Here is a 26818-nt window from a genome sequence, read left to right as displayed (position 1 = left end):
GGGCGCGCCGTCAGGCGAACAGCCGGTCGGGACGGATATGATGCGGCTCGACGCCATGCTCCGAAAGCAGCCCCGGCCACGGCAGGCCGAACAGCAGCGCCTCCGCCGCCATCGCCATCGCCGGCGACGTCTGGAGGCCGTAGCCGCCCTGCCCCGCCAGCCAGAAGAAGCCGGGTGCGTCGGGGGCGAAACCCGCCGTCGGCACCTTGTCGGCGACGAAACTGCGAAGTCCGGCCCATTTGAGCGCGATCCGGCCCACCGACAGCGTCGTCGCCTCTTCGATGCGCCAGGCGGCGAGCGCCATCTCATAATCTTCGGGCTGGACGTCGCACGGCGGCGATGGCGTGACGTCCATCGGCGACACGAGCAGGCGTCCGGCGTCGGGCAGCATGTAGAAGCCGTCGTCCTGAACCGTCTTGAGGAACGGCCAGTCCGCGATCGGGATGCCTTCAGGCGGGTCGAACCCGATGATCGTGCGCCGCAGCGGCGTCAGGCCAAGCGGCCGGACCCCCGCGAGCACCGCCAGTTCGTCGGCCCAGGCGCCCGCCGCGTTGACCACCGCCTTCGCGGCATAGCGTCCTTCGGCCGTGTCGACGATCCACTCGGTGCCGTCGTGCGCGATCCCCGTCACGCCGGCGTTGAAGCGGATCTCGCCCCCCGCCGCGCGCAGAGCGCGCGCATTGGCCTGGAGCAGCAGATCGGCGTCGAGCTTTCGCCCGCCGGTATCGAGGACGCCCGCCACCGCGCCCTCGCCTCCGACCTTCAGGACCGGCACGATCGCCTGCATCTCGTCCGGGCCGACCCGGGCGATGCTGTCCGTAAAGCGGCGCATCTCCGTTTCGAGCGCGACCAGTCCGTCCATGTGCTGCGGCGTGGCGATGAACAGCGCCGCCTTTTCCTGCCACAGCGGCACGTCCGAATAGCCGGGCGGCGGGTCGGCGAAGAAGAAGCGGCTGGCCGCGGTCAGGCCGCGCACCACATCGTCGCCGATCCCGAAATGATAGAAGGTCGCGCTGCGTCCCGACGAATGATAGCCGAGCGCGCTTTCCCGCTCGAGCAGCACGGTCGGCGCATGCCTTGCGAACAGCGCGGCGGCGGATACGCCCGCGATCCCGCCCCCGATCACCACGATCTCCACGCGCTTCAACGGTTGCTCCTTTTCGTTTCATGCCGGCTTTCCGTCGGCGGGCGGTGGCGCGCGATCAGCGCCCTGACCGCTGCGATGTCGAGCGCCTCGCCGCGCGCCGCCGGCGCTTCCGCCGTTGCCTGCCGCTCGACCGTCGTCGCCATCAGCAGCGAATTGTAGATCGCCTCTTCGGCGGCTTCGGCAGCGGCGACGAACAGCGGCGAGACGGCATCGTTGGACAATTCGGGATAGGCCGCGACCCCGGCGCGGCGCGCGGGCGTGCGGCGCACATCGGCGGCGGTCGAGAAGGCGATGGCATAATCGCCCGAGCCGTTGGAAAAGGCCGATCCGGTTCGCGCCAGCCCGGCGATCGCGCGGTGCGCGAGACGGGTCAGGTTGCGGTCGCCGAGCGGCGCGTCGGTCGCGACGACCAGGATGATCGAGCCGTCCGCCGCCGTCCGCTCACCATGGTCCTTCAGATAATAGCGCCCCAGCGCCCGGCCGACCGGCAGGCCGTCCATGACCAGCGTGCCGCCATAGTTGGTCTGGACGAGGACGCCGACGCGATAGCCGCCCAGCGCCGGCGGCAGGACCCGCGAACTCGTTCCGATCCCGCCCTTCCAGCCGAACGCCATGGTGCCGGTGCCCGCGCCGACGCTGCCTTCGGCGACCGGCCCCGGCCGCGCGCCTTCGATCGCCGCGACGACGTCGGCGCGGGTGATCGCCCGCTTGCGGATAGCGTTGAGATGGCCGTCGTTAGTTTCGCCAGCCACCGCGTTGACCGACCGCACCGATTCATTCCCCGGCTGGCGCAGCGTCCAGTCGACGACACCGTCGATCGCCTGCGCGACGTTCAGCGTGTTGGTGAGGACGATCGGCGTCTCGACCTCCCCCAGTTCGGCGATCTGCGTCGTGCCCGCGAATTTTCCGAAGCCGTTCGCAACGACGACGCCCGCCGGCACCTTGTCCTGAAACAGATTGCCGCCGTGCGGCAGGATGGCAGTCACGCCCGTGCGCACGTCGGCGCCCTCGATCCGTGTCACCTGTCCGACGCGAATGTCGCCTACGTCGGTAATGGCATTGAGCGGCCCCGGCGCGAACAGGCCGGGCGCGATGCCTATGTCGCGCGCCCGAACGCGCTCCGCGGCGGCGGGAGCCGGCTTTTCCGCATCACGCGCCCACGATCGACCCAGATCCCCGAAGGCTGCGCAAAGCAGCCCAAGACCGACGAAAGCGGAAAGGCTGCGGGAAATGGAAGATGGACGCAAGGATCGGCTCCGCGGCGGGACAGGAAATTCTGCCTATACGTCCGCGGTCCCATTGGCAAAAGGGATTGCGGACCGCAGGTCCCTTCGCGCGGCGGATCGCAGAGATTTATTAGCTTTTCGGTCGTATCCGCGCGGAAGGGGGGCATCGCTTGCGGCACGCGCGTTTCGACAGGATGAAAAGCGGAAATGCGCGCCCCGCGCGGCTCCGGCCGGCGCGCGCGATCGACCTCGTTCGCGAGATGGATGCGGACCGGCTGGCGGCGGAATGGGAACGGCTCGAACCGAGCGGACGGTGGCCGACGCAGACGCGGGATTTCGCGGCGGCGCTCGCTCCCCTCCTGTCAGGCCAGCACCAACAGCTGCTCGGGGTCCACGGCGGCGTCGCGATCACCGCATTGCTGCCGCTGTGCCGGGACCGGCGCTATCTCGCTCGCTGGCGGATGGCCGGCGCCGCCGAATTGTTCGAGCCCGGCGACCTGCTCTGTGCCGACCCGGCGGCGGCCGATCCGATTGCCGCCGCGATCCGTGCGGCGCATCATCCGCTATCGCTCGACCGCATTTCCCGGGACTCGCCCCTCGTACCCGCGCTGCGGCAGGCGATGCGGGGCCGCGGCTGGGTGTCGGTCCGCCCCGCGATGCCATGCCCGATGATAGCGCTCGGCGAATCGTGGCGCGATCCCGAAAGCCGGTTCAACGCCGGCCGCCGGTCCGATTTTCGGCGCGCGGCGCGGCGCGCCGAAGCGATCGGCCCCGTGACGTTCGAGACGCTGGCCCCGGACCCGGCGGACTTCGACGCGCTGTTCGACGAAGCGATCGGTGTCGAGCTGCGAAGCTGGAAACGCGAGGCCGGCAGCGCGCTGGCGGTCGACCGGCGGCGCGAGACCTTCTTTCGCCGCTTCTTCCGTTCGGCCGCGGCGCGCGGCACCTTTCGGCTGTCATTCATGCGCATCGGCGGGGAGGCGGTGGCGATGCAGCTGGCGCTGCTCTGGGCGGGGCAATACTGGCTGTTCAAGATCGGGCATGACGATCGTTTCGGCAAATGCTCGCCCGGAACCCTGCTGATGCTGCACACGCTGCGCTGGGCGGCCGAGCAGGGGCTCGAAAGCTATGAACTGCTGGGCGAGACCGAGGCGTGGATCACACGTTTCTGGACGCAGGAGCAACGCGATTGCGTCCGCTTGCGAACCTATCCCTTCACCCCGCCAGGCCTTGTCGCGCTGCTCGCCGACAGCCTGTTCTGGCTGCGGCATCGACTGGGTAGAGCCGCGCGGTGAAGGAGTCGGCCGCCTGGCGTTGGCTGCGCGACCAGCGTTACGCGCTGCCGCGCCGCGCGGCGCGATGGTTGCGGACGCCCGAGCCCGCCGATGCCGCCGCGCTATGCGCGCGGTTGCGGCGGCGGGAGTTCGCGGCGACCGTCGGCTATTTCCAGGACGACGGCGACAACCCGGATACGATCATCGCCGCCTACCGCGCCGCCGCGGCGCGGCTTATCGGCACCGGCGCCTATCTGTCGGTCAAGGCGCCGCCGCTCGGCTTCTGTCCCGCGCGCCTGCGCGCGCTCGCCAACGCGGGCGCGGCCGCAGGAATGCCGCTCATGCTCGACGCCCACGGCCCCGCCGACGCCGAGGCGACGATTGCGGCAACCGAGCAGCTGCTCGCCGACTTTCCGGGGACCGGCTGCGTGCTTCCCGCGCGCTGGCGGCGCAGCTCCGCCGATGCCGTACGCCTTCGCGACACGACGGCGCGCATCCGGATCGTCAAGGGCGAGTGGCCCGATCCCGATGCAGACCCCGCGGATACCGACGCGGCCTATCTGGCGCTGGTGTCGGAATTCGCCGGCCGCACTGCGCCGGTCGCCATCGCGACGCATAGGCCGGCGCTCGCCGCGCAGGCGCTCGACAGGCTGATCGCCGCCGGGACGCCCGTCGAACTCGAACAGCTGCGCGGGCTTCCACGGGCGCGAACGGTCGCCATTGCGCGGCAGCGCGGCGTGCCCGTGCGCCTTTATATCCCGTTCGGCCCCGGCTGGTGGCCCTATGCGATCGACAAGGCGCTCGCGCGCCCGTGGCTGCCGCTATGGATGCTGCGCGACATGCTGGGGCTGCGCGATCCGTCTCCAGGCAAAATGGGGCAGCCCGATTAGGGCCGCCCCAGTTGTGTCCGCCGGGGAGAGGGAGAGGGCGGACCGGAGAATGGTGTCTGGCTTGGGATGATGTCAGCGCGACGCCACCTGGCTGTCGCCCTGGGCTTCGGCCACGCCCGCGATCTTCAGCGCGGTGCGATACTGCTTGGCGGCGGCGCGTTCGTTGCCCGCTTCGCACAGCTTGTTGCCTGCGGCGACGAAGCGCTTCGCGCTGGCCTGCTTGCCGCTCTGGACGGTGTCGGCCGCGCCGCGCGCCTGCTCGGCGAGCGCGGTGCAGCGATAGTCGCCGCTCTGGGGCTGGGCGTGCGCCGGCGCAGTCGAGGCGATCAGGCCGGTGAAGGCAAGCGCCGAAGCCGCGACGATCGCGAAGGCGGAGGGGAAGCGGTTGAAAGAGGAGAGCCGATTGGTCATGGGAGAGATCCTTTCGTTTCGTTGTGCAACTTATTTAGCCGCGCTTGCGCCAATAGATAATCCTCTATAATCTGCAAGTGCTTTGAAGCAGGATTTAACAATCCCTCAGGGGGCGCTCGACGGGATCGAGGCTTTTCTGCGCGTGGCGGAACGGCGAAGCTTCTCCGCCGCCGCCGCGGACCTCGGTGTTTCACCCTCGGCGATCAGCCAGACAGTGAAGGCGCTGGAAGCGCGGGTGGGCGCTCCGCTTTTCATGCGCACGACGCGCAGCGTCGGTCTGACCCAGGCGGGCGAAATGTTCCTCGAACGCGCCGCGCCGGCCTATGCGGGGCTGACCGACGCCTATGAAGCGGCGCGCAATCTGGGCAACCGGCCGGCGGGACGGCTGCGCATCAACCTGATGCGCGGCGCGGTGCAGCCGCTGTTCGAGCCGATCATCGCCGGCTTCTGCGAAGCCTATCCCGACATCGAGCTGGAGATTTACGCCGACGACGGACTGGCGGACCTCAGCGCCGGCGGCTTCGATGCGGGCGTCCGGATGGGCGAAACGCTCGACGCCGACGTGATCGCAGTGCGCCTCACCGGTCCCTTCCGCTTCGTCGCGGCGGCGGCGCCGGCCTATCTCGACCGCCATGGGCGCCCCGAAACGCCGGAGGATTTGCGCGACCATCGCTGCATCCGCTTTCGCTATGCGACGGGCGGTCTGATGCCATGGACCTTCGAAAGGGGAAATCGCGAATATGAGGTGCCGGTGACTGGGCCGGTGATCGTCAACGACTGGATCGCGGCGATGGTCGCGATGCGCGCGGGTGTGGCGATGGGAATGCTGGCCGAACCCGTTGCAAAGACGATGGTGGCGAGCGGCGATCTGGAACTGGTGCTGACCGAACATGCGAGTTCGACGTCGGGGCTGTTCCTCTATTATCCCAGCCGCAAGCAGGTGATGCCGAAGCTGCGTGCCTTCATCGACCATGTGCGCGAATATCTTCCCGATCAGGTGAACGGCTGATGCCGCACCGGGGCCGTCTCGGCTGGGCGCGGAAACCCTTCCCTTCAACGGCAGCAGAAAAACTGTACTGGCGTTCGCCGTAGAATCGCGGCAGCACCTTCTCAACGAAAACAGTTGGGATGAAATCATGCTTGAACTTTCGGCGCTCGATCCGTCGGCGCTCCTGCCCTTCATCCTGATCGGTTTCGCCGCGCAACTCGTCGACGGCGCGCTCGGCATGGCATTCGGGGTCATCTGCAACACGCTGCTCGTCGCGGTGATGGGCGTGCCCCCGGCCACCGCGTCGGCGCGCGTCCATGTCGTCGAGGTGTTCACGACCGGCGTGTCGGGCATCAGCCACCTGATCCACCGCAACATCGAATGGGGGCTATTCTTCCGCCTGCTCGTTCCCGGGATCATCGGCGGCGTGACCGGCGCCTATCTGCTGTCGTCGATCGACGGCGCGGTGGTCAAGCCGATCGTCCTGACCTATCTGATCCTGGTCGGCGTCTGGCTGCTCGTCCGCGGCCTCCTGTATCCGCCGAAGATCCGCAAGCCCAAGGTGATCGCGCCGCTCGGCCTCGTCGGCGGCTTCCTCGACGCGGCGGGCGGCGGCGGCTGGGGACCGGTCGTCACCTCGAACCTGCTCGTCCAGGGCGCCGAGCCGCGCAAGGTCGTCGGCACGGTGAACAGCGTCGAATTCTTCCTGACCCTAGCGGTATCGGCCACCTTCATCTGGCACCTCGGCCTCGCCGACATCGCGGGCGCGACGCTCGGCCTGCTGATCGGCGGGGTGATCGCGGCACCGATGGGCGCCTTCATGGCCAAGCGCTTCTCGCCCAAGCTGATGCTGATCCTCGTCGGCGTCGTCCTGACGCTGACCAGCGCCTTCGGCCTGTGGCGAGCGCTGATCTGACCGGCGGCGGGGCGCCGGCGCTAGTTCGCTGGCCGCGTCTCGTCGATCTTGTCGACCCATTCGGGATAGAAGCTGGGTTCGCGCGCCGACCAGCCCGGCGCGGTGGCCGCCGATTCGCCGATCGACTGGAGCAGCGCCTTGCGCTTGTCGGGGTGGAGGTGCGGCAATGCGGCCGCGGCACAGAAGGCACCGGGCAGCCAGGGCCGCGCATGCGCGCCGAGCAACCGTTCGTACAGGAAGCGATAGGCCCCGAAACTCGGCAGGCGATCCTGCCCGAGGTCGAAGGCCGACACCGCGACCAGCGGCGCCATGAAGCCCTCCAGCGCGTCGAGCCCGCTGTCCTCCGGAATATGCGCGCGGATCGCGCCAAGCCGTCCATAGACCTTCGCCTGCACGCGGATCGCCGCTTCCTCGACGGGATCGCGCGACCAGCGCGCAACCGCGTCGTCGCGCTCCAGCCCGATGTCGAGCGAGCGGCGGATATAGCGCTGGGTGCCCGGAAGGAAGGCGGCGAATTCCCTGATCTCCGCGAGCGACAGATCGCCGGCTGCCGGTCCTGAACGCGTGGCCATGGTCGTGCTCCCGCTAAGCGCCCGGGGAGCCATCCCCCCGGAGGCCTGCACCGCGCACCATGCCACCCCGATGGTTAGCAGTCGGTTAACCATGATGTCGGCGATCGTTCAGCCTGTTGCGACGGGCGTTGCGCGCCGCGATGCCGCGGCCTAATCAGCAGGCTGTCCCCGAACAGCAGAAGACACGCAGGTCATCCATGTCGCACCAATCGCAGCCGGTCCTGTCCGCCACCGGCCTCTTCACCCCCGCCGAACGCATCAGCAACGAAGAACTGGTGGCCAGCTTCAACCGATATGTCGCGCTCTACAATCGCGACAATGCGGCGGCGATCGCGGCGGGCGAGATTCCAGCGCTGACCGAATCGAGCGTCGAGTTCATCGAAAAGGCCAGCGGCATCGGGTCGCGCCACGTCGTCGACAAGGCGGGCATTCTCGACCCCGCGCACATGGCGCCGCGGCTGCGCGAGCGCGGTAACGACGAATTGTCGATCCTTGCCGAGATCGGCGTCGCAGCGGCAAAGGATGCGCTGGCCCGCGCGGGGCGCGACGCCGCCGATGTCGATGCGGTGCTGTGCGCGGCGTCGAACATGCAGCGCCCCTATCCCGCGATGGCGATCGAGATTCAGCAGGCGCTCGGCATCGACGGCTTCGCTTTCGACATGAACGTCGCCTGCTCGTCGGCGACCTTCGGTATCCAGACCGCCGCCGACTATGTCCGGGCGGGCCATGCGAAAAGCGTGCTGGTCGTGAACCCCGAAATCTGTTCGGGGCACCTCAACTGGCGCGATCGCGACAGCCATTTCATCTTCGGCGACGTCGCGACCGCGATCCTGATCGAGGACAAGGGCTTGGCGCCCGCGGGGCACTGGGACATCCTCGGCACGAAGTTGAAGACGGTATTCTCGAACAATATCCGCAACAATTTCGGCTTCCTCAACCGTGCCCACGGCGGCATCGACCAGTCGGGACCGAAAACCGACAAGCTGTTCGTCCAGGAAGGCCGCAAGGTGTTCAAGGAAGTCGTCCCGATGGTCGCGGCGATGATCGTCGACGAAATGGCGAAGCTGGGGCTCGAAGGCGCCGACATGCGGCGGCTGTGGCTGCATCAGGCGAACACCAACATGAACCGGCTGATCGCGCAGCGGGTGCTGGGCCACGAAGCGAGCGACGACGAAAGCCCGACCGTGCTCGACACCTATGGCAATACGTCGAGCGCGGGGTCGATCATCGCCTTTCACCTGCATCACGACGACATGCAGGCGGGCGACACCGGCCTCATCTGCTCGTTCGGCGCCGGCTATTCGGCGGGCACGGTGTTCGTCAGAAAGACCTGACCGGCAAGCCCGCCGCCGCCAGCCGCGCATGCGCATCGGCGATCGTCGCCTCGCCGAAGTGGAAGATGCTCGCGGCAAGCACCGCGCTCGCCCCGCCCTCGATCACCCCGGCAACGAGATGGTCGAGGTTGCCGACCCCGCCGCTCGCGATCACCGGCACCGATACCGCATCGGCGATCGCGCGGGTGAGCGCGAGGTCATAGCCGTCCTTCGTGCCGTCGCGGTCCATGCTGGTGACGAGCAGTTCGCCCGCCCCCAGTTCGGCGAGCCGCACCGCATGCGCGACGGCATCGATCCCGGTCGCCCGCCGCCCGCCGTGGGTGAAGATTTCCCATCGCCCCGCCGCGACCTGCCGCGCGTCGATGCTGCCCACCGCGCACTGGCTGCCGAAGCGGTCGGCGATGTCGGCGACCAGTTCGGGGCGCACCACCGCGGCGCTGTTCACCGCGACCTTGTCGGCGCCCGCGAGCAGCAGCGCGCGCGCATCCTCGGCGCTGCGCACCCCACCGCCGACGGTCAGCGGCATGAAGCAGACCTCCGCCGTGCGGGCGACCATGTCGAGCAGGGTGCCGCGCCCCTGATGACTCGCGCTGATGTCGAGGAAGCAAAGTTCGTCGGCGCCCGCAGCGTCGTAAGCGCGCGCGGCCTCAACCGGATCGCCCGCATCGCGGAGATCGACGAAGTTCACGCCTTTGACGACGCGCCCGTCGGCGACGTCGAGGCAGGGGATGACACGAACGCGGACGGTCATGGAGCCAACCTTCCGTGTTCCCCGGCGAAAGCCGGGGTCCAGAGCGTTACGAAGCCGTCGTTGCGCGATAACACCCTGGACCCCGGCTTTCGCCGGGGAACACTGAGAGGCATGGCCTTCATCCCTGCCCCACGGCAATTGCTTCGACCAGATCGAGCCGACCGTCGTAAAGCGCGCGGCCGGTGATGACGCCTTCGATGCCGCTTGCGACATGCGGACGAAGCGCATGGATGTCGCCGATGTCGGCGACTCCGCCCGAAGCGATCACCGGAATCGCGACTGCCTGGGCGAGCGCCACCGTCGCCTCGACATTGCAACCTTTCAGCAGCCCGTCGCGGCCGACGTCAGTAAAGAGCAGCGCCGCGACGCCGGCATCCTCGAACCGCCGCGCAAGGTCTTCGACGCGCACGTCGGACACATCGGCCCAGCCCTCGGTCGCAACCATACCGTCCCTCGCATCGACCCCCACCACGATCCGTCCGGGCAGATCGCGCGCAGCCGATTTGACGAACTCGGGATCTTTCAGCGCGGCGGTGCCGATGATCACGCGCTCGACGCCGCGCGCCAGCCAGCGATCGACGCCCGCCCGGTCACGAATGCCGCCGCCGACCTGCACCTTGCCTGGAAACGCGGCGATGATGCTCTCGACCGCCGCGCCGTTGACGCTTTCCCCTGCGAAAGCGCCGTCGAGGTCGACGACATGCAGCCAGTCCGCGCCCGCCGCGGCGAACAGCCGCGCCTGCGCCGCCGGATCGTCGCCGTAAACTGTCGCGCGCGCCATGTCGCCCTCGGCCAGCCGCACCACCTGTCCGCCCTTCAGGTCGATCGCGGGGAAGATCGTCAGGGCCGCCATGCGAGAAATCTTTCGAGGGTGGCGAGGCCATAGGCCTGGCTCTTTTCGGGGTGAAACTGCACGCCGACGATATTGTCGCGGCCGACCGCTGCCGTGAAGAGACCGCCATGGCTGCTGGTCGCCAGCACGTCCACGGCGTCGGCGAAATGATAGCCGTGCAGATAATAGGCCTCGCCCGCCGCGATCACCGGATGCGCGACGGTCGGAACCACGTCGTTCCAGCCCATGTGCGGGATGCGCAGGCCCGGTTGCGGATCGAAGGCCCGCACCGTCCCGCAGATCCAGCCGAGCCCCCGGTGCCGCCCATGCTCCTCGCCCGCGTCGGCGAGCAGCTGCATGCCGACGCAGATGCCCAGGAACGGCGCCCCCTCGCCCCGCACGCGCCGCTCGATCGACTCGATCAGCCCCTCGATCGCCGACAGGCCGTCCATGCACGCCGCAAAGGCGCCGACACCGGGCAGCACGATGCGGTCGGCCTTGGCCACGACATCGGGATCGGCGGTGACGGCGACATTGTCCGCGCCTGCCGCGACGAGCGCATTATGCACCGAGCGAAGATTGCCTGCGCCATAGTCGATCAGGGCAATCACGCTCATGGACGGCTCCTAGAGCACACCCTTGGTCGACGGGATCGCGTCGCCCTTGCGCGGGTCGATCTCGACCGCCTGGCGCAGTGCACGCGCCAGCGCCTTGTACATGCTCTCGGCGATATGGTGGTTGTTCTCGCCATAGAGGGTTTCGATGTGCAGCGTGATCCCGGCGGCCTGCGCGAAGCTGGCGAACCAGTGCGGGAACAGCTCGGTATCCATCTCGCCGAGCCGCGGCTGCGAGAAACCCGAGTTCCAGACGCAGTGCGGCCGCCCCGAAATGTCGAGGATGCAGCGCGTCAGCGTCTCGTCCATCGGCGCATGCGCCTCGCCATAGCGGGCGATGCCGCGCTTGTCGCCGAGCGCCCTGGCCACCGCATCGCCCAGCGCGAGCGCCGAATCCTCTACCGTGTGGTGCTGGTCGATGTGCAGGTCGCCCTTCACCGTCATCGAAATGTCGATCAGCGAATGGCGCGACAGTTGCTCGATCATGTGGTCGAGAAAGCCGATGCCGGTCGATACCGAATAGGTGCCGCTGCCGTCGAGATCGACGGTGATCGCGATATCGGTTTCCCTAGTCGTGCGCTGGACAGAGGCGGTTCGCATGGCCGACGCCATAGCAGCGACTTTTCGCGTTGCAAGGCGACTCTCCGCTCTCGACCCCCCTTGACCATCGCCCGCGCGCCGTTCATCCCCCTCGCCCATGAGTGACGAAGTCCGCGACAGCCTGATTCCCTATGACGAGATCGTGCAGGACGCCCTGCGCGCCGTGGTCGGCCGCGTGCTGTCGCAGATCGTCGGATCGGACAGCCTGCCCGGCGAGCATCATTTCTATATCACCTTCAAGACGCAGGCGCCGGGCGTGTCGATCCCCGCGCATCTGGTCGCCAAGTTCCCCGACGAAATGACGATCGTGCTCCAGAACCGCTTCTGGGACCTGAAGGTCGAATCGGATCATTTCAGCGTCGGCCTGTCGTTCAACCAGACGCCGTCGATGTTGGTGATCCCCTATGCGGCGATCACCGCCTTCGTCGATCCATCGGTCGATTTCGGGCTCCAGTTCCAGGTCAGCGACGAGGATATGGAAGCGCCCGAACCGCATGACGAAGCCCATAACGACCGCCCCGACGTATCGGCCGAGGACGGGTCGAACGTGGTGACCGTGGACTTCGGCAAGAAGAAATAGCCGCCGTGGCCGACAATTGGCCGCCATCGCGCTTCTGGCAATATTGGGCCCTTGCGGGCATGGTCGTGCTGACCGCCGCCTTCTGGTGGGGGGTCGAGGGCTATGCCTTGTTCGAGGGGCCCTATCCCCGCGGGCAGATCGCCGACGGGCTGCTGCGCTTCAGCCTGCTGGTGCTGACCCCGGCGCTGGTGCTGGTCTGGATCGTCGCCGCCTGGCTGCGCGCGCGGGTCGGCGAGCGCGGTTTCTGGAAGCTGCTCAGCCTCGTCGCGCTGATCTGGGCTGGGGCGGTGATGGTGACGAGGATATTGATCCTATGAGCGACACGCGGATCGAAAGCGACAGCCTGGGCGAGATCGCGGTGCCCGCCGGCGCCTATTGGGGTGCGCAGACTCAGCGGTCGATCGAGAATTTCCCCTTCGGCGCGCGCGAGCGGATGCCGGTCGGGATCGTCCACGCGCTCGCGCTGGTCAAGCAGGCGGCGGCGCGGGTTAACCGCCGCCACGGCCTGTCCGCCGAAAAGGCCGACGCGATCGAGGCCGCCGCCGCCGAAGTCGCCGCCGGCGAGCATGACGACCAGTTCCCGCTCGTCATCTGGCAGACGGGCAGCGGCACCCAGAGCAACATGAACGCCAATGAGGTGATCGCCGGCCGCGCCAACGAGATGCTGACCGGCACGCGCGGCGGCAAGGTGCCGGTGCATCCCAACGACGACGTCAACCGCGGCCAGTCGTCGAACGACAGCTTTCCGACCGCGATGCACGTCGCCGCGACGCTGGCGATGCGCAGCCGCCTGCTGCCGGCGCTCGACCTGCTGATCGAGGCGCTGCGCGCCAAGGCGGAGGCGTGGGACGATATCGTCAAGATCGGCCGCACCCATCTGCAGGATGCGACGCCGCTGACGCTGGGGCAGGAATTTTCGGGCTATCACGCCCAGTTGCTTTTGTGCCGGACGCGCACCGAGCCGCTGGTGCAGCATGCCCTGCCGCATCTCGCGCAGGGCGGGACCGCGGTCGGCACCGGGCTCAACGCGCCCGCGGGCTTCGCCGGGGATTTCGCGGCCGAGATGACCGCGATCACCGGCGTCGCCTTCGCAAGCGCGCCGAACAAGTTCGAGGCGCTGGCGAGCCACGACATGCTGGTCGACCTGTCGGGGCGGCTGAACACGCTCGCGGTCGCGCTGACCAAGATCGCCAACGACATCCGCCTGCTCGGCTCCGGCCCGCGCGCCGGTCTGGGCGAGATCGACCTGCCCGCGAACGAGCCCGGCAGCTCGATCATGCCGGGCAAGGTCAACCCGACCCAGTGCGAGATGCTGACGATGGTCGCGGCGCAGGTGATCGGCAATCATCAGGCGGTGACCGTCGGCGGGATGCAGGGCCATCTCGAACTCAATGTCTTCAAGCCGCTGATCGGCGCCAATGTGCTGCGCTCGATCGACCTGCTCGCGACCGGCATGGAAAGCTTCGCGACCCGCTGCGTCGCCGGGATCGAACCGAACCGCCCGCGAATCGCCGAACTGGTCGAGCGCTCGCTGATGCTCGTCACCGCGCTGGCGCCCGAGATCGGCTATGACAACGCGGCAATGATCGCAAAACACGCGCACGAGACCGGTTCGACGCTGCGCGAGGGGGCGCTGGCGCTGGGTTTCGTCGATGCGGCGACCTTCGACCGGGTCGTCGACCCGCGCCATATGCTCGGTCCGGAACCCGAAGGCCGGGTCGCGGATTGATGGGGGAGGAAGGATCGTGAAGATGATGGGACGGATCGTCGGCGGCGTGCTCGGCAGCGCGATCGGGCGCCGCAAGAATAATCACCCGGTCGCAGGTGCCGTGATCGGCGCCGGGACGTTGTTCGTGGCGCGGCGGATGTTCCCGCAACGCTATGCCGTGCTCGCCGCGACCGCGGCCGCCGCCTACCTCACCAAGAAATGGGCCGACCGCGCCGAACAGCGCCGCGCCGCCGAGGAAGCGCATCGCATCGGCGACCGGCTGGCGCGCGAAGGCGTGGTCGACAGCTATGCCGGTATCGACAGCGCGGCGTCCGACGGCGAACAGCTCGGCGATGCCCTGCCCCCGGCGCTGCCGGTCGAAACGAATGGGCAGCCGTCGGTTCACTAAAACCGCTTCGTTATCGAAGATCAGCCCGCCTGCCAGTCCTTGATCGCCTCCACCGGCGATACCAGCATCAGGACGTTGAGCGTCAGATTGTCGCGGATCGCGAACAGGGTGAACAATTCGAAGGCGATCGCGATGGCGACGGTCGTCTGCCAGCGCATCCGGCTCGCGGCGAGGAAGCCGAGCAGCATGAACGCCGCATCGCTCACCGAATTGAGCACCGAATCGCCCGCATAGCCATAGGCCATCGTCACCTCGCGATAGCGGTCGATGATGATCGGCGAATTTTCGAGAATCTCCCACGCCCCTTCGATTCCGATCGCGACGGCGAGCGCGATCCACAGCGGCGCGCGCGGCATCAGCCAGCGCGACAGGCCATAGAAGAGGAAGCCGTGGATAACGTGGCTGAAGCTGTACCAATCCGAAATCTGCTGGCTGTTCTGGTTCGACTGGACGACCCCGTGCCACAGGCTGACGGTACCGCACGGACAGATCGGCGGGCGTCCCATCGCGATCAGGATCGCGGCGAGCAAGGCCAGCAGCGCGGCCGCGACCAGCCAACCTCTGCGCGTCATTCCCGCCATGATGCCCCTTCCCGCTTGACCGGCGCCCGCGCGCGCGCAATGAGCCCGCATGGCTGACAGCGTCCATCTTCACCGCCGCGGCGTGCTCTTCATTCTGTCGTCGCCTTCGGGCGCGGGCAAGACCACGATTTCGAAAAAGATGCTCGCCGCCGATCCCGACATCGCGCTTTCGATCTCCGCGACCACGCGGCCGATGCGCCCGGGCGAGCGCGACGGGGTCGATTATCATTTCGTCGATGTCGAAACCTTCAAGCAGATGGCCGCCGACGGCGAATTCCTCGAATGGGCGCATGTCTTCGGCCACCGCTACGGCACGCCGCGCGGGCCGGTCGAGAACCTGCTCGCCGCGGGCAAGGACGTGCTGTTCGACATCGACTGGCAGGGGGCGCAGCAGCTCTATCAGGAAGCCGGCCCCGACGTGGTGCGCGTGTTCATCCTGCCGCCGACGATGGCGGAACTCGAACGCCGGCTGCGGTCGCGCGGGACCGACAGCGACGAAGTGATCGCGGCGCGCATGGCGCGCGCGGCGAACGAGATCAGCCACTGGGACGGCTATGACTATGTACTGATCAACGACGATGTCGAAGGCTGCTTCGACGAAGTGAAGGCGATCCTGCGCGCCGAACGGCTGAAGCGCCGCCGCCAGATCGGCCTGATCGGCTTCGCCCGCGACCTGATCCGATCGGTGCCCGAGGCGGACAAGAAGCTTTAATAGCGCTAGGCTCCGTCCTCCGTTCATCGTCACCCCGGATCAAGTCCGGGATGACGAAGGTCAGGCCAGATCGCTAAATCGGCCTAGCCAGATTCGCCTCCAGCTCTGCGACCATCTCCGCGCGCAGCGGCTTCGCCTCGCCGTCGGTGCGGCAGACGACGACGGTGTCGCAGGTTGCGATCGCGCGGCCGTTCTGGAACATCGCCTGGATAAGCGTCCAGCTCGACGTGCCGATGCGGCCGATGCCGGTCGCGATCTCGACGGGATCGGGGAAATTGCCCTCGGCCAGATAGTTGATCTCGACCGCGGCGACCATCATGCGTTCGTTCGCCGCGCGCTCGCCCTGCGCGCGCAGGCGCCAGTTGAGCAGGACGCGACCGCTTTCGAACAGCGCCGCGAAGGCCACGTTGTTGAGGTGGCCGTTGACGTCCATGTCCTGGAACCGCGTCTGGAATGTTTCGCAGACGGGGTAGCTGGCGGCATCGAGCCGCCAGCCTTCCGGTTTAGCCATATCAGCGCGGCGCCATGCGGATGCCGCCGTCGAGGCGGACGTCCTCGCCGTTGAAATAGCCGTTCTCGATCATGCAGAGCGCGAGGGTGGCATATTCGTCCGGATTGCCGAGCCGCTTCGGATTGAGCACCGAGGCGGCGAGCGCGTCGCGGACATTCTGCGGCGCGGCGCCGAGCAACGGAGTGTCGAAGATGCCCGGCAGGATGGTGTTCACGCGGATATTCTCGCTCGCGAGGTCGCGCGCGACGGGCAGCGTCATGCCGACGACCCCGCCCTTCGACGCCGAATAGGCGGCTTGGCCGATCTGGCCGTCCTCCGCGGCAACCGAAGCCGTGTTGACGATCGCGCCGCGCTCACCGTCCGCCATCGGGTCGAGCGTCATCATGCCCGCGGCCGACTTGGCGATGCAGCGGAAGGTGCCGACGAGGTTGATCTGGATGATCCAGTTGAACGCATCGAGCGGGAAATGCTTGATGCTGCCGTCTTCCTTGCTGCGGCTCGCGGTCTTGATCGCATTGCCCGTGCCCGCGCAGTTGACGAGGATGCGCTCCTGCCCGATCGCGGCGCGCGCCTTGGCGAAGGCGGCATCAACCGACGCGTCGTCGGTGACGTTGCATTCGCAGAAGACGCCGCCGAGTTCCGCGGCGATCGCCTTGCCCTTTTCCTCCTGCAGGTCGAAGATCGCGACCTTGACGCCCTTCGCGGCGAGCGCGCGCGCAGTGGCGGCGCCGAGGCCCGAGGCGCCCCCGGTGACGACGGCGGAAACGGTGGAATCGAGTTTCATGGGATGTCCTTTCTGATTTCGTCATCCCGGCGAAAGCCGGGATCGCAGGCGCCGTGACGCCCATGTGGATAGCGGCCCCGGCTTTCGCCGGGGCGACGCCGGATTCTTACAGCCGCTCGACGATGGTGACGTTCGCCTGGCCGCCGCCTTCGCACATCGTCTGAAGGCCGTATTTGCCGCCCCGGGCGTCGAGCACGCCGAGCAGCGTCGCCATCAGCTTCGCGCCGGTGGCGCCGAGCGGGTGGCCGAGCGCGATGGCACCGCCGTGGACGTTGAGCCGTGCGGGATCGGCATCAAGATACTTGAGCCACGCGAGCGGCACCGGCGCGAACGCCTCATTGACCTCATAGGCATCGATGTCGCCGATCTTGAGCCCCGCCTTCTTCAAGGCCTTTTCGGTCGCGAACAGCGGTTCCTCGAGCATGATGATCGGATCGCCCGCCGTCACCGACAGGTGATGGACGCGCGCGCGCGGGGTCAGACCATGATCCTTGAGCGCCTGTTCGGACACGACCAGCACCGCCGAGGCGCCGTCGCAGATCTGGCTCGACGTCGCCGCGGTGATCGTGCCGCCTTCCTGGAGCAGCTTGACCCCGGCGATGCTTTCGAGCGTCGCGTCGTGGCGGATGCCCTCGTCGGCCTTGTGCCATTCCTTGCCGTCGGCGGTCTCGATCTCGACCGGAACGATCTCCCGATCGAACAGGCCCGCCTCGGTCGCCGCCCTGGCGCGGCGGTGGCTTTCGAGCGCGAAGGCGTCGAGGTCGGCCTTGGTGAAGCCGTGCTTCTTGACGATCATCTCGGCGCCCATGAACTGGCTGAACATGATGCCGGGATATTTCTCTTCGAGCCGCGGCGATTTGTAGTTGCCGAGCCCCTCCTTCATGAACAGCGTCGCGACGCTGCCCATCGGCACCCGCGTCATGCTCTCGATGCCGCTCGCCAGCACGACGTCCTGCGTGCCAGACATCACCGCCTGCGCCGCGAACATCACCGCCTGCTGCGACGAGCCGCACTGGCGGTCGATGGTGACCGCAGGGATGCTGTCGGGAAGCTTCGACGCGAGCACCGCATTGCGGCCGAGGTCCATCGTCTGCTGCCCGCCTTGCGACACGCAGCCGGTGATGACGTCCTCGATCACGTTGGTGTCGAAATCGTTGCGGTCGGCGATCGCGTCGAACACCGCTGCGCCGAGGTCGACGGGGTGGACACCGGCCAGCCGGCCGCCGCGGCGGCCGCCGGCGGTGCGGACGGCGTCTACGATATAAGCTGTAGCCATGGAGAATTCCTTTCTTGATCCCCCTCCCGCAGGCTGGAGGGGTTAGGGGTGAGCGCGAGCGGAGCGAGCATCCGGGGGTGAGATGGTCCACCCCGCTGCGACCAGGGAGCAAGCTCCCAGATCTCGCTGCCCCGCCCGCTTGCGGGCGGGGAAATCAGAGCTTCCGCCCGATCAGTTCCTTCATGATCTCGTTCGTTCCGCCGAAGATGCGCGTCACGCGCGCGGCGCGCCACGCGCGGGCGATCGGATATTCGTTCATGTAACCCGCGCCGCCATGGAGCTGGAGGCACTTGTCCATCACCTCCCATTGCAGGTCGGTGTGCCACAGCTTCGCCGCGGCGCCCTCCTCCGGCGTCAGTTCCTTCTTCATGTGGCGCGCGAGCGCCCAGTCGAGGTGCGCCCAGCCGACCTGCAGCTTCGCCTTGAGGTCGGCGAGGACGAAGCGGCTGTTCTGGAAATCGAGGATCGGCTTGCCGAACGCCTTGCGGTCGCGCGTATATTCGACGGTATCGTCGAACGCGCGCTGCGCCGAGGCTTGCGCGCTCACCGCGATCGAAAGGCGTTCCTGCGGCAGTTCGCTCATCAGATAGATGAAGCCCTGCCCCTCGTCACCGAGGCAGTTGGTGATCGGCACGCGCACGTCGTTGAAGAAGAGTTCCGACGTGTCGGCTTCGTCCTGCCCGATCTTGTCGAGGTTGCGGCCGCGCTGGAACCCTTCGCGCTCAGCCTCGACGAGGATGATCGATACGCCCTTCCACGCCGGCTGCACATCGGTGTCGGTCTTGGCGCAGACGAGGATCAGGTCGGCGTTCTGGCCGTTGGTGATATAGGTCTTGGACCCGTTGATGACATAGTGGTTGCCGTCCTTCTTCGCAGTCGTGCGCATCCCCTGAAGGTCGCTGCCGGTGCCCGGTTCGGTCATCGCGATCGCCGTGACGACCTCGCCCGCGACCATCTTGGGCAGCCAGTGCTTCTTCTGCTCCTCGCTGCCGTAGCGGACGATATAGTTGGCGACGATGTCCGACTGGAGCGAGAAGCCCGTGGTCACGCGGCCGTAATAGGCGCTTTCCTCGTCGACGATGGCGTTATAGCCGAAGTCGAGGCCAAGCCCGCCATATTCCTCTGGCACCGTCGGGCACAGCATCCCGATCTCGCCCGCCTTGGGCCACAGCGCCTTGGGGACGATGCCATCGTCGGCCCATTTCGCCTGGTTGGGGGCGACTTCCTTTTCGAGAAACTGGCGAACCGTCGCGCGGAACGCTTCATGATCCTCGGTATAAGCGGTGCGCGACAGATGATCGAGCGACATGGGTCTTCCTTTCCTGAGGGCGGCCGAGCGTTATCGGGGAGTCGGTCCGCGCAAGAACGGGCGCGCCGCGGCACGCCCTTCGCCGACCAATGGACCTTACGTTTACGTCCACGTCAAGTAGAAATGCCGCTACGGCACGAAACTCCTTCGTCGAGCGGATTTGCCGGTGCCGGGCGGCGACGCTATGCCATTGCTTATGGTCGAATTGCTCCTCGACGCCCACGCGCTGCTCGGCGAGTCGCCGCGCTGGCACCCGGGCGAATCGCGCCTCTATTGGGTCGATATCGACGCGCACCGCATCCACCGCACCGACCCGACGACGCGACGGACCGAGACGATGCAACTCGACGGGCCGGTCGGCTGCATCGCGCCGCGCGCGGGCGGCGGGCTGGTCGCAGGCCTGAAGGGCGGCTGCGCGCTGATCGACGTCTGGGGACGAGCGCCGCGCCCTTTCGGTCAACAAGTGCTCGCGGACATTCCCGAGCAGCGCTTCAACGACGGCTGCGTCGATGCCGCCGGGCGCTTGTGGGTCGGCAGCGTGACGCGCGACAAGACGAACCCGGCCGCCTCGCTCTATCGGCTCGACCCCGACGGGTCGCTGACGAAAATGCTCGGCGGCCTGCTGACGAGCAACGGCGCCGCATTCAGCCCCGACGGACGGACTTTCTATCACGCCGACACGCCGACGCACGCGCTGCGCGCCTATGCCGTCGATCCGGCGACCGGCACGCTGGGCGAGGGGCGGCTGTTCCACCAGTTCGAGACAGGCACCGGCCGCCCCGACGGCGGCACCGTCGATGCCGAAGGCTGCTATTGGTCGGCGCTGTGGGACGGCTGGCGCGTCGTACGCCTGTCGCCGGCCGGCGAACTGCTCCAGACCATCGAGCTGCCGGTGCAGCGCCCGTCGATGATCGCGCTGGGCGGCCCCGACATGCGCACTGCCTTCGTCACCAGCGCGGGCAAGGCGCTGTCCGACGAAGAACGCCGCGAGCAGCCGCACGCGGGCGGCCTCTTCGCCTTTCGCGTCGACGTGCCCGGCCTCATCCAGCCGGGCTTCGCCGGTTGACCGCCGCCTTGCATCGCCGCGCGGTCCCGGGCTAAGGCTCCCCCATATGGTTTCGCCCGAAACCAAAACCCCCGGGAGATGACCGATGATGCCGCGCCCCGCGCCCCCTCTCGCCCGCCGCCTGTCGATGCTGCTCGCATCCACCGCGCTGGTCGCGGGTTATGCCAGCATGGACAGCCAGATGAGCAAATCCACCGCCACCGAACCCGCCGCCGCTCCGGCCGCGGCCACCCCTGCCGCCGACAACCCGATGCTTGCACCGTGGACCGGCCCCTTTCAGGGGGTGCCGCCGTGGGACAAGCTCGATCCCGAGCTGTTCCCCGACGCCTTCCAGAAGGCGATGGCCGAAACGCGCGCCGAGGTCGAGGCGGTGATCGCCAACCCCGAAGCGCCGACGTTCGAGAATACGCACGTCCCGATGCAGCTCGCGGGCGACACGATGGACCGCGTCTATGCGCTGTGGGGCGTGCAGACGTCGAACAAGTCGAGCGACCGCGTCGAGGCGATCGACGCCGAATGGAGCCCGAAGCTTTCGACCTTCTTCACCGAGCTGTTCCTCGATCCGCGTCTGTTCGCCCGCTACAAGGCGGTCTATGACGCGCGGCATTCGAGCGGGCTCGACACGCAGCAGATTCGCATCGTCGAGCGCAGCTATGACGAGATGGTGCGCGACGGCGCCAGCCTGTCGCCCGCCGACAAGACAAAGCTCGTCGACCTGAATGCAAAGCTCGAAGGACTGTTCTCGGCCTTCTCGTCGAAGCTGCTCGCCGACGAGAAACTCTATACCTTCGTCACCGACAAGGCCGAGTTGGCGGGGCTCGAACCCGCATTCGTCGCCTCGCTCGCCGCGGCGGCCGAGGCGCAAGGCAAGCCCGGCCAATGGGCGATCAAGAACACCCGTTCGTCGGCGCAACCGGTGCTTCAGAATGCCGCCAACCGGAGCTTGCGCGAAAAAGTGTGGCGCGCCTTCGTGAACCGCGGCGACAATGGCGACGCGAACGACACCAACGCGACGATCGCCGGGATATTGAAGCTGCGCCAACAGCGCGCCGAACTGCTCGTTTTCCCGACCCACGCGCATTATCGCATGGCCGACACGATGGCGAAGACGCCCGAAAAGGCGATGGAACTGATGATGAAGGTCTGGCCCGCCGCGGTCGCGCGCGTGCACGAGGAAGTCGCCGACATGCAGGCGATCGCCGACGCCGAGGCGAAGGCCGGCAAGGGTCCGAAGATCACCATCGAGCCATGGGACTATCGCTATTATGCCGAGAAGGTCCGCAAGGCGAAATACGACCTCGATGAAAGCGAGGTGAAGCCCTATCTCCAGCTCGACAAGCTGCGCGACGCGATGTTCTGGTCGGCGGGGCGGCTCTACGATCTCGGCTTTCGCGAGAACACGGGCACCATCCCCGTTTTCGATCCCAAGGTGAAGACGTTCGAGGTCACCAACCTCAAGACCGGCGCGAACATCGGCGTTCTCTATCTCGACAATTTCGCGCGCGACGGCAAACGATCGGGCGCGTGGATGACCACCTATCGCAGCCAGCAGACATTGGGCGGCGACCGCAACGTGCTGGCGTCGAACAACAATAATTTCACCGAGGCCGCGAAGGGCGAGCCGACGCTGGTCAGCCTCGACGACGCGACGACGCTGTTCCACGAATTCGGCCACGGCATCCACTATCTGCTGCAGCATGTGACCTATCCGGCGCTCGGCGGCGTGCCGCGCGATTTCGTCGAGTTCCCGAGCCAGGTGAACGAGAATTGGCTGATGACGCCCGAGGTGCTGTCGACCTATGCGACGCACTATCGGACGGGCGAGCCGATCCCGCAGGCGCTGGTCGACAAGATCCTCGCGTCGGCCAAATTCAACCAGGGGTTCGAGACGGTCGAATATCTGGCAAGCGCGATCGTCGACATGAAGCTGCACGACCGCAAGACCCCCGTCACCGACATCGACGCGTTCGAGCGCGAGACGCTGGCCGAGATCGGCATGCCGAAGGAGATCGTCATGCGGCACCGGCTGCCGCAGTTCGGCCACCTGTTCAGCTCCGACAGCTATTCGGCCGGCTATTACAGCTATCTGTGGTCCGAAACGATGGACGCCGACACCTGGGCGGCCTTCACCGAAGCGGGCGGACCATGGGATCGCGGCGTCGCCGACCGGTTCCGCACCATCCTGCTGATGACCGGCAACGAAACCGACCGCGCCGACGCCTATCGCGCCTTCCGCGGTCGCGACCCCGACGTGAAGGCGCTGCTGCACAAGCGCGGCTTTCCGACCGACTGACCGGCATTCCGCCGCGAAGCAAAGGGGCCTTCGCGCCCCCCAAAAATCCAATTGACGCCGGCCAGATACGATATAAATATGATATCATCTTTATATCGGAGGGTGCCATGGGTGATTCGAATGTGACGGCCGCGCTCAACCCAACGCGCGAGGTGCGCGCGGCGACGGCCAGCGGCTATCTGATGCTGTTCGTCTGGCTCGTCCTGCTCGGCATCGCGATCTGGGCGGGGGTGAGCAACGCCACGGGGACCGAAGCGTCGTGGAAATGGGTGCTGCTGGCCGTTTCGGCGATTGCCGGCACGCTGATCCTCTGCGGCTTCTACCTTATCAATCCGAACGAGGCGGCAGCGATCCAGCTTTTCGGCAGCTACAAGGGCACCGACCGCGAGACCGGGCTGCGCTGGGTGCTGCCGTGGCTGACGCGCCGCAAGATCGCCGTGCGCGCGAACAACGTCATCTCCGACAAGATCAAGGTCAACGACCTGCGCGGCAATCCCATCGAAATGGCGGCGCAGGTGGTATGGCGCGTCACCGACACCGCGCAGGCGCTGTTCGACGTCGAGGATTACAAGGGATTCGTCCTCGCGCAGATCGAGGCCGCGGTGCGGTCGATCGGATCGCGCTACCCCTATGACGACATCGAGCATCAGGAAGTGACGCTGCGCGGCAACCATGACGAGGTCGGCGCCGAATTGCGCAAGGCACTGATCGAACGGCTGGCGGTCGCCGGTATCACCGTCGACGAATGCGGCCTGACCCACCTCGCCTATGCGCAGGAGATCGCCGGCGCGATGCTGCGCCGCCAGCAGGCCGAAGCCGTGATCGCGGCGCGCCGGAAACTGGTCGAAGGCGCGGTGACGATGGTCGAGATGGCGCTGCAGCACCTGTCGGAGAAGGACGTCGTCCATCTCGACGACGAGCGCAAGGCGGCGATGGTGTCGAACCTGATGGTGGTGCTGTGCGGCGAACGCGACACCCAGCCCGTCGTCAACACCGGGTCGCTCTATTGATCAAGACCCGTTCGCCCTGAGCCTGCTGAAGGACCGTCCTTTCTTTCGACGCCGCAAGAAAGACCGGGGCTTCGACAGGCTCAGCCCGAACGGGTTTGGAACAGAGGTCATGTCCCAAAATCCTCCCAGGAAAGCCTTCGCCCTCCGCCTCGATCCCGCGCTTTATGCGGCGATCGAGCGGCTGGCTGCGGCCGAGCTGCGCAGCGCCAATGCCGAGATCGAGATATTGCTGCGCGAGGCGCTCGCCCGGCGCGGCGTGGCGGTGAAGCAGTCGGAGGGCCCGCGGCGCGGGCGCCCGCCCAGGACCGGGGACTGACAGTCGCCGAAGGCGACCGGGCGCACGGCCGCTTGCTCCCCATCGGCTAGATGGTTAAGGCCGGTCGTCATGACCGCCGCACCCTCCGTCCGCATCGCCCCTTCGATCCTCAGCGCCGATTTCGCGAAGCTCGGCGAAGAGGTGCGCGCGATCGAGGCGGCGGGCGCCGACTGGGTTCACATCGACGTGATGGACGGCCATTTCGTTCCCAATCTGACGATCGGGCCGATGGTGGTGAAGGCGCTGCGGCCGCATTCGACGCTGCCCTTCGACGTGCATCTGATGATCTCGCCGGTCGACGGCTTCCTCGACGCCTTCGCCGCGGCGGGCGCCGACATCATCACCGTCCACCCCGAAGCGGGACCGCACATCCACCGCAGCGTCCAGCACATCAAGTCGCTGGGCAAGCAGGCCGGCGTCTCGCTCAACCCCGCGACCCCGGCGAAGATGCTCGACTATCTGATCGACGAGATCGACCTTGTCCTGATCATGAGCGTCAACCCGGGTTTCGGCGGCCAGAGCTTCATTTCCAGCCAGCTCCGCAAGATCGAAGCGGTGCGCAGGATGATCGACAAGTCGGGCCGCGACATAAGGCTGGAGGTCGACGGCGGCATCGACGCGGGCACCGCGCCGCTCGCGATCGCGGCGGGCGCCGACGTCCTCGTTGCCGGCACCGCGACCTTCCGCGGCGGGCCGGACGCCTATGCCGACAATATCCGGCGCCTGCGCGGCGCCTGAGCGATGGAGGGGAGACCGTTGACCGTTGCCCCCATCGACCCGACCCCCGATGCGGGCGACGACACACCGCCGCTCGACGACTCGATCGAGCCCGGCAAGCGGCTGATCCGCCTCCCCGCCGACAAGGGGCTGTCGCTCGGCGACCGCATCACCAACCAGATCACGCGGCTGACGTGGCGCACCCCGCTGCACGCCTTCCGCCTCAAGGGGCGCTTTCCGCTCAAGCTGCTCGGCGTGCCCGAGGACCCGGTTCCCGGCGACACGCGCGCGGGCACCGCGATCCGCGCCGGTCATTTCCTCCATCGCGGGCTCAGGCTGCCGCTCGCCACGCTCGATTTCACGGCGCTGGGCGTCGCGCCGAGCTTTGCCGATCACATCCACAGCTTCGCGTGGCTGCGCGACCTTGCCGCCACCGGGACGCGCGCCGACGGTGCGGCGATCGCGGAGGCGATCGTGCGCCAATGGCTCGCGGTCCATGGCGAGACCGTCAGCGAACCGGCGTGGAAAGCCGACAATACGGGGTGGCGCATCCTGTTCTGGGCCGCGCACGCGCCGCTGATCCTGTCGTCGAGCGATCTCGTCTATCGCTCCGCCGTGCTCAACCACCTCGCCCGCGCGGCGCGGCATCTCGACCGCGTCGCCGACAAGACGCGCCCCGGCGTCGAGCAGATGGTCGCCTGGATCGGCGTCGTCGCCGCCTCGCTGCTGATGCCCGGCGGCGAACCGCGGCAGGTCTTCGGCGAAGCGGGACTGCGCAAGGTCATCGAGACGAGCTTCTACGCCGACGGCGGCAATATCGCGCGGTCTCCGCAGGCGCAGCTCGATGCGATCATGGCGCTGTCGATGCTTGCGCGCATATACGACATGCGGCGGATCGACCTGCCGCCCTTTCTCCACGAGGTGCTGGCGCGCGCGGTTCCGGCGCTGCTCGGGATCGTCCACAGCGACGGCGGCATGGGAAGCTGGCAGGGCAGCGGGGCGACGCCGGCCGAAACGATCGCGGCAATCGTCGCGGCGAGCGGGGTGCGCACCCGCCCGCTCAAGCAGGCGCGCGACTGGGGCTATCAGCGGCTCGTCGCGAACAAGGTCGTGCTGCTCGCCGATGCGGCGCCGCCGCCGATCGCGCGCGTGACCGAGGCGGGCTGCGCCTCGACCCTGGCGTTCGAGCTGAGCGACGGGGCCGAGCGCATCGTCGTCAACTGCGGCGGCGCGGCGCTGACCGGCGCGACCATCCCCGCCGAACTGGCGCGCGGGCTGCGCACCACCGCCGCGCATTCGACGCTGGTCGTTGCCGACAGCAATTCGACCGCGATCCTGCCCAACGGCTCGCTCGGCAAGGGGGTGACCGAGGTCGAGCTCGACCGGCACGAAACCCCGCAGGGCAGCCGGCTGGAAATGAGCCACGATGGCTATGCGCGGCGCCACGGGCTGATCCATCGCCGCCTGCTGATCCTGTCCCCCAACGGGCGCGAATTGCGCGGCGAGGACATGCTGCTCCCCGCTCCGCGCAGCCGCCGCAAGGGCGACAAGCATTTCGCGCTGCGCTTCCATCTCGGCCGCAACATTTCCGCCAGCCTGACCGCCGACCGGCTCGGCGCGCTGCTGCGCATCGCCGGCGGGCCGCTGTGGCAGTTCCGCGCCTCCGAGGGCACGCTCGCGGTCGAGGAAAGCCTGTGGGTCGACGGCGAGGGCCGCCCGCATCCCACCGAACAGCTCGTCGTCACCGGCAGCGCCCCCGCCGGCGGCGTCAGCATCGGCTGGATCTTCAAGCATATCGGGTAAGCGGCTCCCATCGCGGTGAGCCTTGAATTTGCGCTAGGACCAATCGACATTCAGCTCTGGCGGCCTGCAAATGGCGGCTTTTCGCGCTTCCGCTGCTCACGTGCCGTCAGCACGCTGCGCTCCGAGTCGCGAAAAACCACCATTTTCGCCTCGCCATCTTCTGAATGTCGATTGGTCCTAGAGCATCG

Annotated in this window: 29 protein-coding genes; 16 read left to right on the top strand and 13 right to left on the bottom strand. The window is 67.6% G+C overall.

All coding sequences use genetic code 11. The annotated features are described in order from the left end of the window. Positions 1–10: 10 nt before the first annotated feature. Entirely contained in the window at positions 11–1138 is a 1128-nt protein-coding gene (locus tag SGR02S_RS04505) for an NAD(P)/FAD-dependent oxidoreductase (protein WP_255211386.1), read from the bottom strand. A 5-nt stretch (positions 1139–1143) separates the two neighbouring features. After that, complete coding sequence (locus tag SGR02S_RS04500; RefSeq protein ID WP_067106179.1) at positions 1144–2319, bottom strand: P1 family peptidase; 1176 nt, start codon at positions 2317–2319, stop codon at positions 1144–1146. A 248-nt stretch (positions 2320–2567) separates the two neighbouring features. Here SGR02S_RS04500 and SGR02S_RS04495 point away from each other — a divergent pair, with 248 nt between their 5' ends. Beyond that, entirely contained in the window at positions 2568–3668 is a 1101-nt protein-coding gene (locus tag SGR02S_RS04495) for a GNAT family N-acetyltransferase (RefSeq protein ID WP_067106099.1), read from the top strand. Continuing rightward, positions 3665–4537 carry a proline dehydrogenase family protein gene (locus SGR02S_RS04490; protein ID WP_067106097.1) on the top strand — a complete coding sequence of 291 codons (873 nt, stop codon included), beginning with the start codon at positions 3665–3667 and terminating at the stop codon, positions 4535–4537. Before SGR02S_RS04495 ends, SGR02S_RS04490 begins: the two co-directional genes overlap by 4 nt. 72 nt (positions 4538–4609) lie before the next feature. Here SGR02S_RS04490 and SGR02S_RS04485 read toward each other — a convergent pair whose 3' ends face one another. Beyond that, a complete protein-coding gene (locus tag SGR02S_RS04485; protein ID WP_067106095.1) occupies positions 4610–4948 on the bottom strand; it encodes a hypothetical protein in 339 nt (112 codons plus the stop codon). Positions 4949–5030: 82 nt separating this feature from the next. Here SGR02S_RS04485 and SGR02S_RS04480 point away from each other — a divergent pair, with 82 nt between their 5' ends. Together SGR02S_RS04480 and SGR02S_RS04475 are read left to right on the top strand one after the other, a co-directional pair. After that, positions 5031–5957, top strand: a complete 927-nt coding sequence (locus SGR02S_RS04480; protein ID WP_067106093.1) for a LysR family transcriptional regulator — start codon at positions 5031–5033, stop codon at positions 5955–5957. A 127-nt stretch (positions 5958–6084) separates the two neighbouring features. Beyond that, the gene (locus SGR02S_RS04475; protein WP_067106091.1) at positions 6085–6852 is read left to right on the top strand and encodes a sulfite exporter TauE/SafE family protein; all 768 of its coding nucleotides are present in this window, start codon (positions 6085–6087) and stop codon (positions 6850–6852) included. Between the two features lie 20 nt (positions 6853–6872). Here the strand turns inward: SGR02S_RS04475 and SGR02S_RS04470 are convergent, their stop codons facing one another. Further along, positions 6873–7424, bottom strand: a complete 552-nt coding sequence (locus tag SGR02S_RS04470) for a hypothetical protein (protein WP_067106089.1) — start codon at positions 7422–7424, stop codon at positions 6873–6875. A gap of 197 nt (positions 7425–7621) precedes the next feature. Here SGR02S_RS04470 and SGR02S_RS04465 point away from each other — a divergent pair, with 197 nt between their 5' ends. Continuing rightward, positions 7622–8758, top strand: coding sequence for a beta-ketoacyl-ACP synthase III (locus SGR02S_RS04465; protein ID WP_067106087.1), 1137 nt, complete (start codon positions 7622–7624; stop codon positions 8756–8758). Here the strand turns inward: SGR02S_RS04465 and hisF are convergent. The 4 genes from hisF to hisB all read right to left on the bottom strand — a co-directional run bounded on the left by hisF (position 8745) and on the right by hisB (position 11555). After that, entirely contained in the window at positions 8745–9509 is a 765-nt protein-coding gene (hisF, locus tag SGR02S_RS04460) for an imidazole glycerol phosphate synthase subunit HisF (RefSeq protein WP_067106085.1), read from the bottom strand. The two genes, SGR02S_RS04465 and hisF, sit on opposite strands and share 14 nt — an antisense overlap. A gap of 118 nt (positions 9510–9627) precedes the next feature. Next, positions 9628–10362, bottom strand: coding sequence for a 1-(5-phosphoribosyl)-5-[(5-phosphoribosylamino)methylideneamino]imidazole-4-carboxamide isomerase (gene hisA / locus SGR02S_RS04455; RefSeq protein ID WP_067106083.1), 735 nt, complete (start codon positions 10360–10362; stop codon positions 9628–9630). Then, positions 10350–10958 (bottom strand): imidazole glycerol phosphate synthase subunit HisH, encoded by a 609-nt coding sequence (gene hisH, locus SGR02S_RS04450; RefSeq protein WP_067106081.1) that lies wholly within the window; start codon positions 10956–10958, stop codon positions 10350–10352. Before hisH ends, hisA begins: the two co-directional genes overlap by 13 nt. A 9-nt stretch (positions 10959–10967) precedes the next feature. After that, entirely contained in the window at positions 10968–11555 is a 588-nt protein-coding gene (gene hisB, locus SGR02S_RS04445) for an imidazoleglycerol-phosphate dehydratase HisB (RefSeq protein ID WP_067106177.1), read from the bottom strand. Positions 11556–11652: 97 nt separating this feature from the next. Here hisB and SGR02S_RS04440 point away from each other — a divergent pair, with 97 nt between their 5' ends. The 4 genes from SGR02S_RS04440 to SGR02S_RS04425 are packed head-to-tail and all read left to right on the top strand — an operon-like array spanning position 11653 to position 14252. Next, positions 11653–12135: an SspB family protein gene (locus tag SGR02S_RS04440; protein WP_067106079.1), complete on the top strand. Its 483-nt coding sequence runs from the start codon at positions 11653–11655 to the stop codon at positions 12133–12135. Between the two features lie 5 nt (positions 12136–12140). Further along, on the top strand, positions 12141–12452 hold the full coding sequence (locus SGR02S_RS04435) for a hypothetical protein (RefSeq protein WP_067106077.1): 312 nt from the start codon (positions 12141–12143) through the stop codon (positions 12450–12452). Then, positions 12449–13864, top strand: coding sequence for a class II fumarate hydratase (fumC, locus tag SGR02S_RS04430; RefSeq protein WP_067106075.1), 1416 nt, complete (start codon positions 12449–12451; stop codon positions 13862–13864). Before SGR02S_RS04435 ends, fumC begins: the two co-directional genes overlap by 4 nt. Positions 13865–13886: 22 nt before the next feature. Further along, on the top strand, positions 13887–14252 hold the full coding sequence (locus SGR02S_RS04425) for a hypothetical protein (RefSeq protein ID WP_067106073.1): 366 nt from the start codon (positions 13887–13889) through the stop codon (positions 14250–14252). A gap of 20 nt (positions 14253–14272) precedes the next feature. Here SGR02S_RS04425 and SGR02S_RS04420 read toward each other — a convergent pair whose 3' ends face one another. Beyond that, positions 14273–14824, bottom strand: a complete 552-nt coding sequence (locus tag SGR02S_RS04420; RefSeq protein WP_156482972.1) for a DUF2585 domain-containing protein — start codon at positions 14822–14824, stop codon at positions 14273–14275. 58 nt (positions 14825–14882) lie between these two features. Here SGR02S_RS04420 and gmk point away from each other — a divergent pair, with 58 nt between their 5' ends. Then, complete coding sequence (gene gmk, locus SGR02S_RS04415) at positions 14883–15545, top strand: guanylate kinase (RefSeq protein ID WP_067106069.1); 663 nt, start codon at positions 14883–14885, stop codon at positions 15543–15545. Between the two features lie 73 nt (positions 15546–15618). On the opposite strand, the gene SGR02S_RS04410 is transcribed toward gmk, so the two are convergent. The 4 genes from SGR02S_RS04410 to SGR02S_RS04395 all read right to left on the bottom strand — a co-directional run bounded on the left by SGR02S_RS04410 (position 15619) and on the right by SGR02S_RS04395 (position 19425). Next, positions 15619–16056, bottom strand: a complete 438-nt coding sequence (locus SGR02S_RS04410; RefSeq protein ID WP_067106066.1) for an acyl-CoA thioesterase — start codon at positions 16054–16056, stop codon at positions 15619–15621. A gap of 1 nt (position 16057) precedes the next feature. Beyond that, on the bottom strand, positions 16058–16840 hold the full coding sequence (locus tag SGR02S_RS04405) for an SDR family NAD(P)-dependent oxidoreductase (protein ID WP_067106064.1): 783 nt from the start codon (positions 16838–16840) through the stop codon (positions 16058–16060). A gap of 106 nt (positions 16841–16946) precedes the next feature. Next, a complete protein-coding gene (locus SGR02S_RS04400) occupies positions 16947–18116 on the bottom strand; it encodes an acetyl-CoA C-acetyltransferase (protein ID WP_067106062.1) in 1170 nt (389 codons plus the stop codon). A 154-nt stretch (positions 18117–18270) separates the two neighbouring features. Further along, positions 18271–19425 carry an acyl-CoA dehydrogenase family protein gene (locus SGR02S_RS04395; RefSeq protein ID WP_067106060.1) on the bottom strand — a complete coding sequence of 385 codons (1155 nt, stop codon included), beginning with the start codon at positions 19423–19425 and terminating at the stop codon, positions 18271–18273. Positions 19426–19621: 196 nt separating this feature from the next. On the opposite strand from SGR02S_RS04395, the gene SGR02S_RS04390 reads away from it, so the two are divergent. From SGR02S_RS04390 to SGR02S_RS04365, 6 genes are all read left to right on the top strand, one after another. After that, positions 19622–20491, top strand: a complete 870-nt coding sequence (locus tag SGR02S_RS04390) for an SMP-30/gluconolactonase/LRE family protein (RefSeq protein WP_067106058.1) — start codon at positions 19622–19624, stop codon at positions 20489–20491. 85 nt (positions 20492–20576) lie between these two features. Beyond that, entirely contained in the window at positions 20577–22784 is a 2208-nt protein-coding gene (locus tag SGR02S_RS04385; RefSeq protein ID WP_255211383.1) for a M3 family metallopeptidase, read from the top strand. A 107-nt stretch (positions 22785–22891) separates the two neighbouring features. Further along, on the top strand, positions 22892–23794 hold the full coding sequence (locus SGR02S_RS04380) for an SPFH domain-containing protein (RefSeq protein WP_067106056.1): 903 nt from the start codon (positions 22892–22894) through the stop codon (positions 23792–23794). 109 nt (positions 23795–23903) lie between these two features. Further along, the gene (locus tag SGR02S_RS04375; protein ID WP_067106054.1) at positions 23904–24110 is read left to right on the top strand and encodes a type II toxin-antitoxin system antitoxin; all 207 of its coding nucleotides are present in this window, start codon (positions 23904–23906) and stop codon (positions 24108–24110) included. 69 nt (positions 24111–24179) lie between these two features. After that, entirely contained in the window at positions 24180–24848 is a 669-nt protein-coding gene (rpe, locus tag SGR02S_RS04370; protein WP_067106052.1) for a ribulose-phosphate 3-epimerase, read from the top strand. A 3-nt stretch (positions 24849–24851) separates the two neighbouring features. Further along, positions 24852–26630 (top strand): heparinase II/III family protein, encoded by a 1779-nt coding sequence (locus SGR02S_RS04365; RefSeq protein ID WP_067106050.1) that lies wholly within the window; start codon positions 24852–24854, stop codon positions 26628–26630. Positions 26631–26818: the final 188 nt, after the last annotated feature.

This window comes from Sphingopyxis granuli NBRC 100800, from assembly GCF_001591045.1.
GTDB lineage: Bacteria > Pseudomonadota > Alphaproteobacteria > Sphingomonadales > Sphingomonadaceae > Sphingopyxis > Sphingopyxis granuli.
This window is presented reverse-complemented; position numbering and strand designations above follow the sequence as displayed.

Excerpts from the sequence above, each read along its gene's own strand:
- SGR02S_RS04495 (WP_067106099.1), top strand. The coding sequence starts at position 2,568 with ATGAAAAGCGGAAATGCGCGCCCCGCGCGGCTCCGGCCGGCGCGCGCG.
- SGR02S_RS04485 (WP_067106095.1), bottom strand. The coding sequence starts at position 4,948 with ATGACCAATCGGCTCTCCTCTTTCAACCGCTTCCCCTCCGCCTTCGCG.
- SGR02S_RS04475 (WP_067106091.1), top strand. The coding sequence starts at position 6,085 with ATGCTTGAACTTTCGGCGCTCGATCCGTCGGCGCTCCTGCCCTTCATC.
- SGR02S_RS04470 (WP_067106089.1), bottom strand. The coding sequence starts at position 7,424 with ATGGCCACGCGTTCAGGACCGGCAGCCGGCGATCTGTCGCTCGCGGAG.
- SGR02S_RS04465 (WP_067106087.1), top strand. The coding sequence starts at position 7,622 with ATGTCGCACCAATCGCAGCCGGTCCTGTCCGCCACCGGCCTCTTCACC.
- hisF (WP_067106085.1), bottom strand. The coding sequence starts at position 9,509 with ATGACCGTCCGCGTTCGTGTCATCCCCTGCCTCGACGTCGCCGACGGG.
- hisA (WP_067106083.1), bottom strand. The coding sequence starts at position 10,362 with ATGGCGGCCCTGACGATCTTCCCCGCGATCGACCTGAAGGGCGGACAG.
- hisH (WP_067106081.1), bottom strand. The coding sequence starts at position 10,958 with ATGAGCGTGATTGCCCTGATCGACTATGGCGCAGGCAATCTTCGCTCG.
- hisB (WP_067106177.1), bottom strand. The coding sequence starts at position 11,555 with ATGCGAACCGCCTCTGTCCAGCGCACGACTAGGGAAACCGATATCGCG.
- SGR02S_RS04440 (WP_067106079.1), top strand. The coding sequence starts at position 11,653 with ATGAGTGACGAAGTCCGCGACAGCCTGATTCCCTATGACGAGATCGTG.
- fumC (WP_067106075.1), top strand. The coding sequence starts at position 12,449 with ATGAGCGACACGCGGATCGAAAGCGACAGCCTGGGCGAGATCGCGGTG.
- SGR02S_RS04425 (WP_067106073.1), top strand. The coding sequence starts at position 13,887 with ATGATGGGACGGATCGTCGGCGGCGTGCTCGGCAGCGCGATCGGGCGC.
- SGR02S_RS04420 (WP_156482972.1), bottom strand. The coding sequence starts at position 14,824 with ATGACGCGCAGAGGTTGGCTGGTCGCGGCCGCGCTGCTGGCCTTGCTC.
- gmk (WP_067106069.1), top strand. The coding sequence starts at position 14,883 with ATGGCTGACAGCGTCCATCTTCACCGCCGCGGCGTGCTCTTCATTCTG.
- SGR02S_RS04410 (WP_067106066.1), bottom strand. The coding sequence starts at position 16,056 with ATGGCTAAACCGGAAGGCTGGCGGCTCGATGCCGCCAGCTACCCCGTC.
- SGR02S_RS04405 (WP_067106064.1), bottom strand. The coding sequence starts at position 16,840 with ATGAAACTCGATTCCACCGTTTCCGCCGTCGTCACCGGGGGCGCCTCG.
- SGR02S_RS04400 (WP_067106062.1), bottom strand. The coding sequence starts at position 18,116 with ATGGCTACAGCTTATATCGTAGACGCCGTCCGCACCGCCGGCGGCCGC.
- SGR02S_RS04395 (WP_067106060.1), bottom strand. The coding sequence starts at position 19,425 with ATGTCGCTCGATCATCTGTCGCGCACCGCTTATACCGAGGATCATGAA.
- SGR02S_RS04390 (WP_067106058.1), top strand. The coding sequence starts at position 19,622 with ATGGTCGAATTGCTCCTCGACGCCCACGCGCTGCTCGGCGAGTCGCCG.
- SGR02S_RS04385 (WP_255211383.1), top strand. The coding sequence starts at position 20,577 with ATGATGCCGCGCCCCGCGCCCCCTCTCGCCCGCCGCCTGTCGATGCTG.
- SGR02S_RS04380 (WP_067106056.1), top strand. The coding sequence starts at position 22,892 with ATGGGTGATTCGAATGTGACGGCCGCGCTCAACCCAACGCGCGAGGTG.
- SGR02S_RS04375 (WP_067106054.1), top strand. The coding sequence starts at position 23,904 with ATGTCCCAAAATCCTCCCAGGAAAGCCTTCGCCCTCCGCCTCGATCCC.
- rpe (WP_067106052.1), top strand. The coding sequence starts at position 24,180 with ATGACCGCCGCACCCTCCGTCCGCATCGCCCCTTCGATCCTCAGCGCC.
- SGR02S_RS04365 (WP_067106050.1), top strand. The coding sequence starts at position 24,852 with ATGGAGGGGAGACCGTTGACCGTTGCCCCCATCGACCCGACCCCCGAT.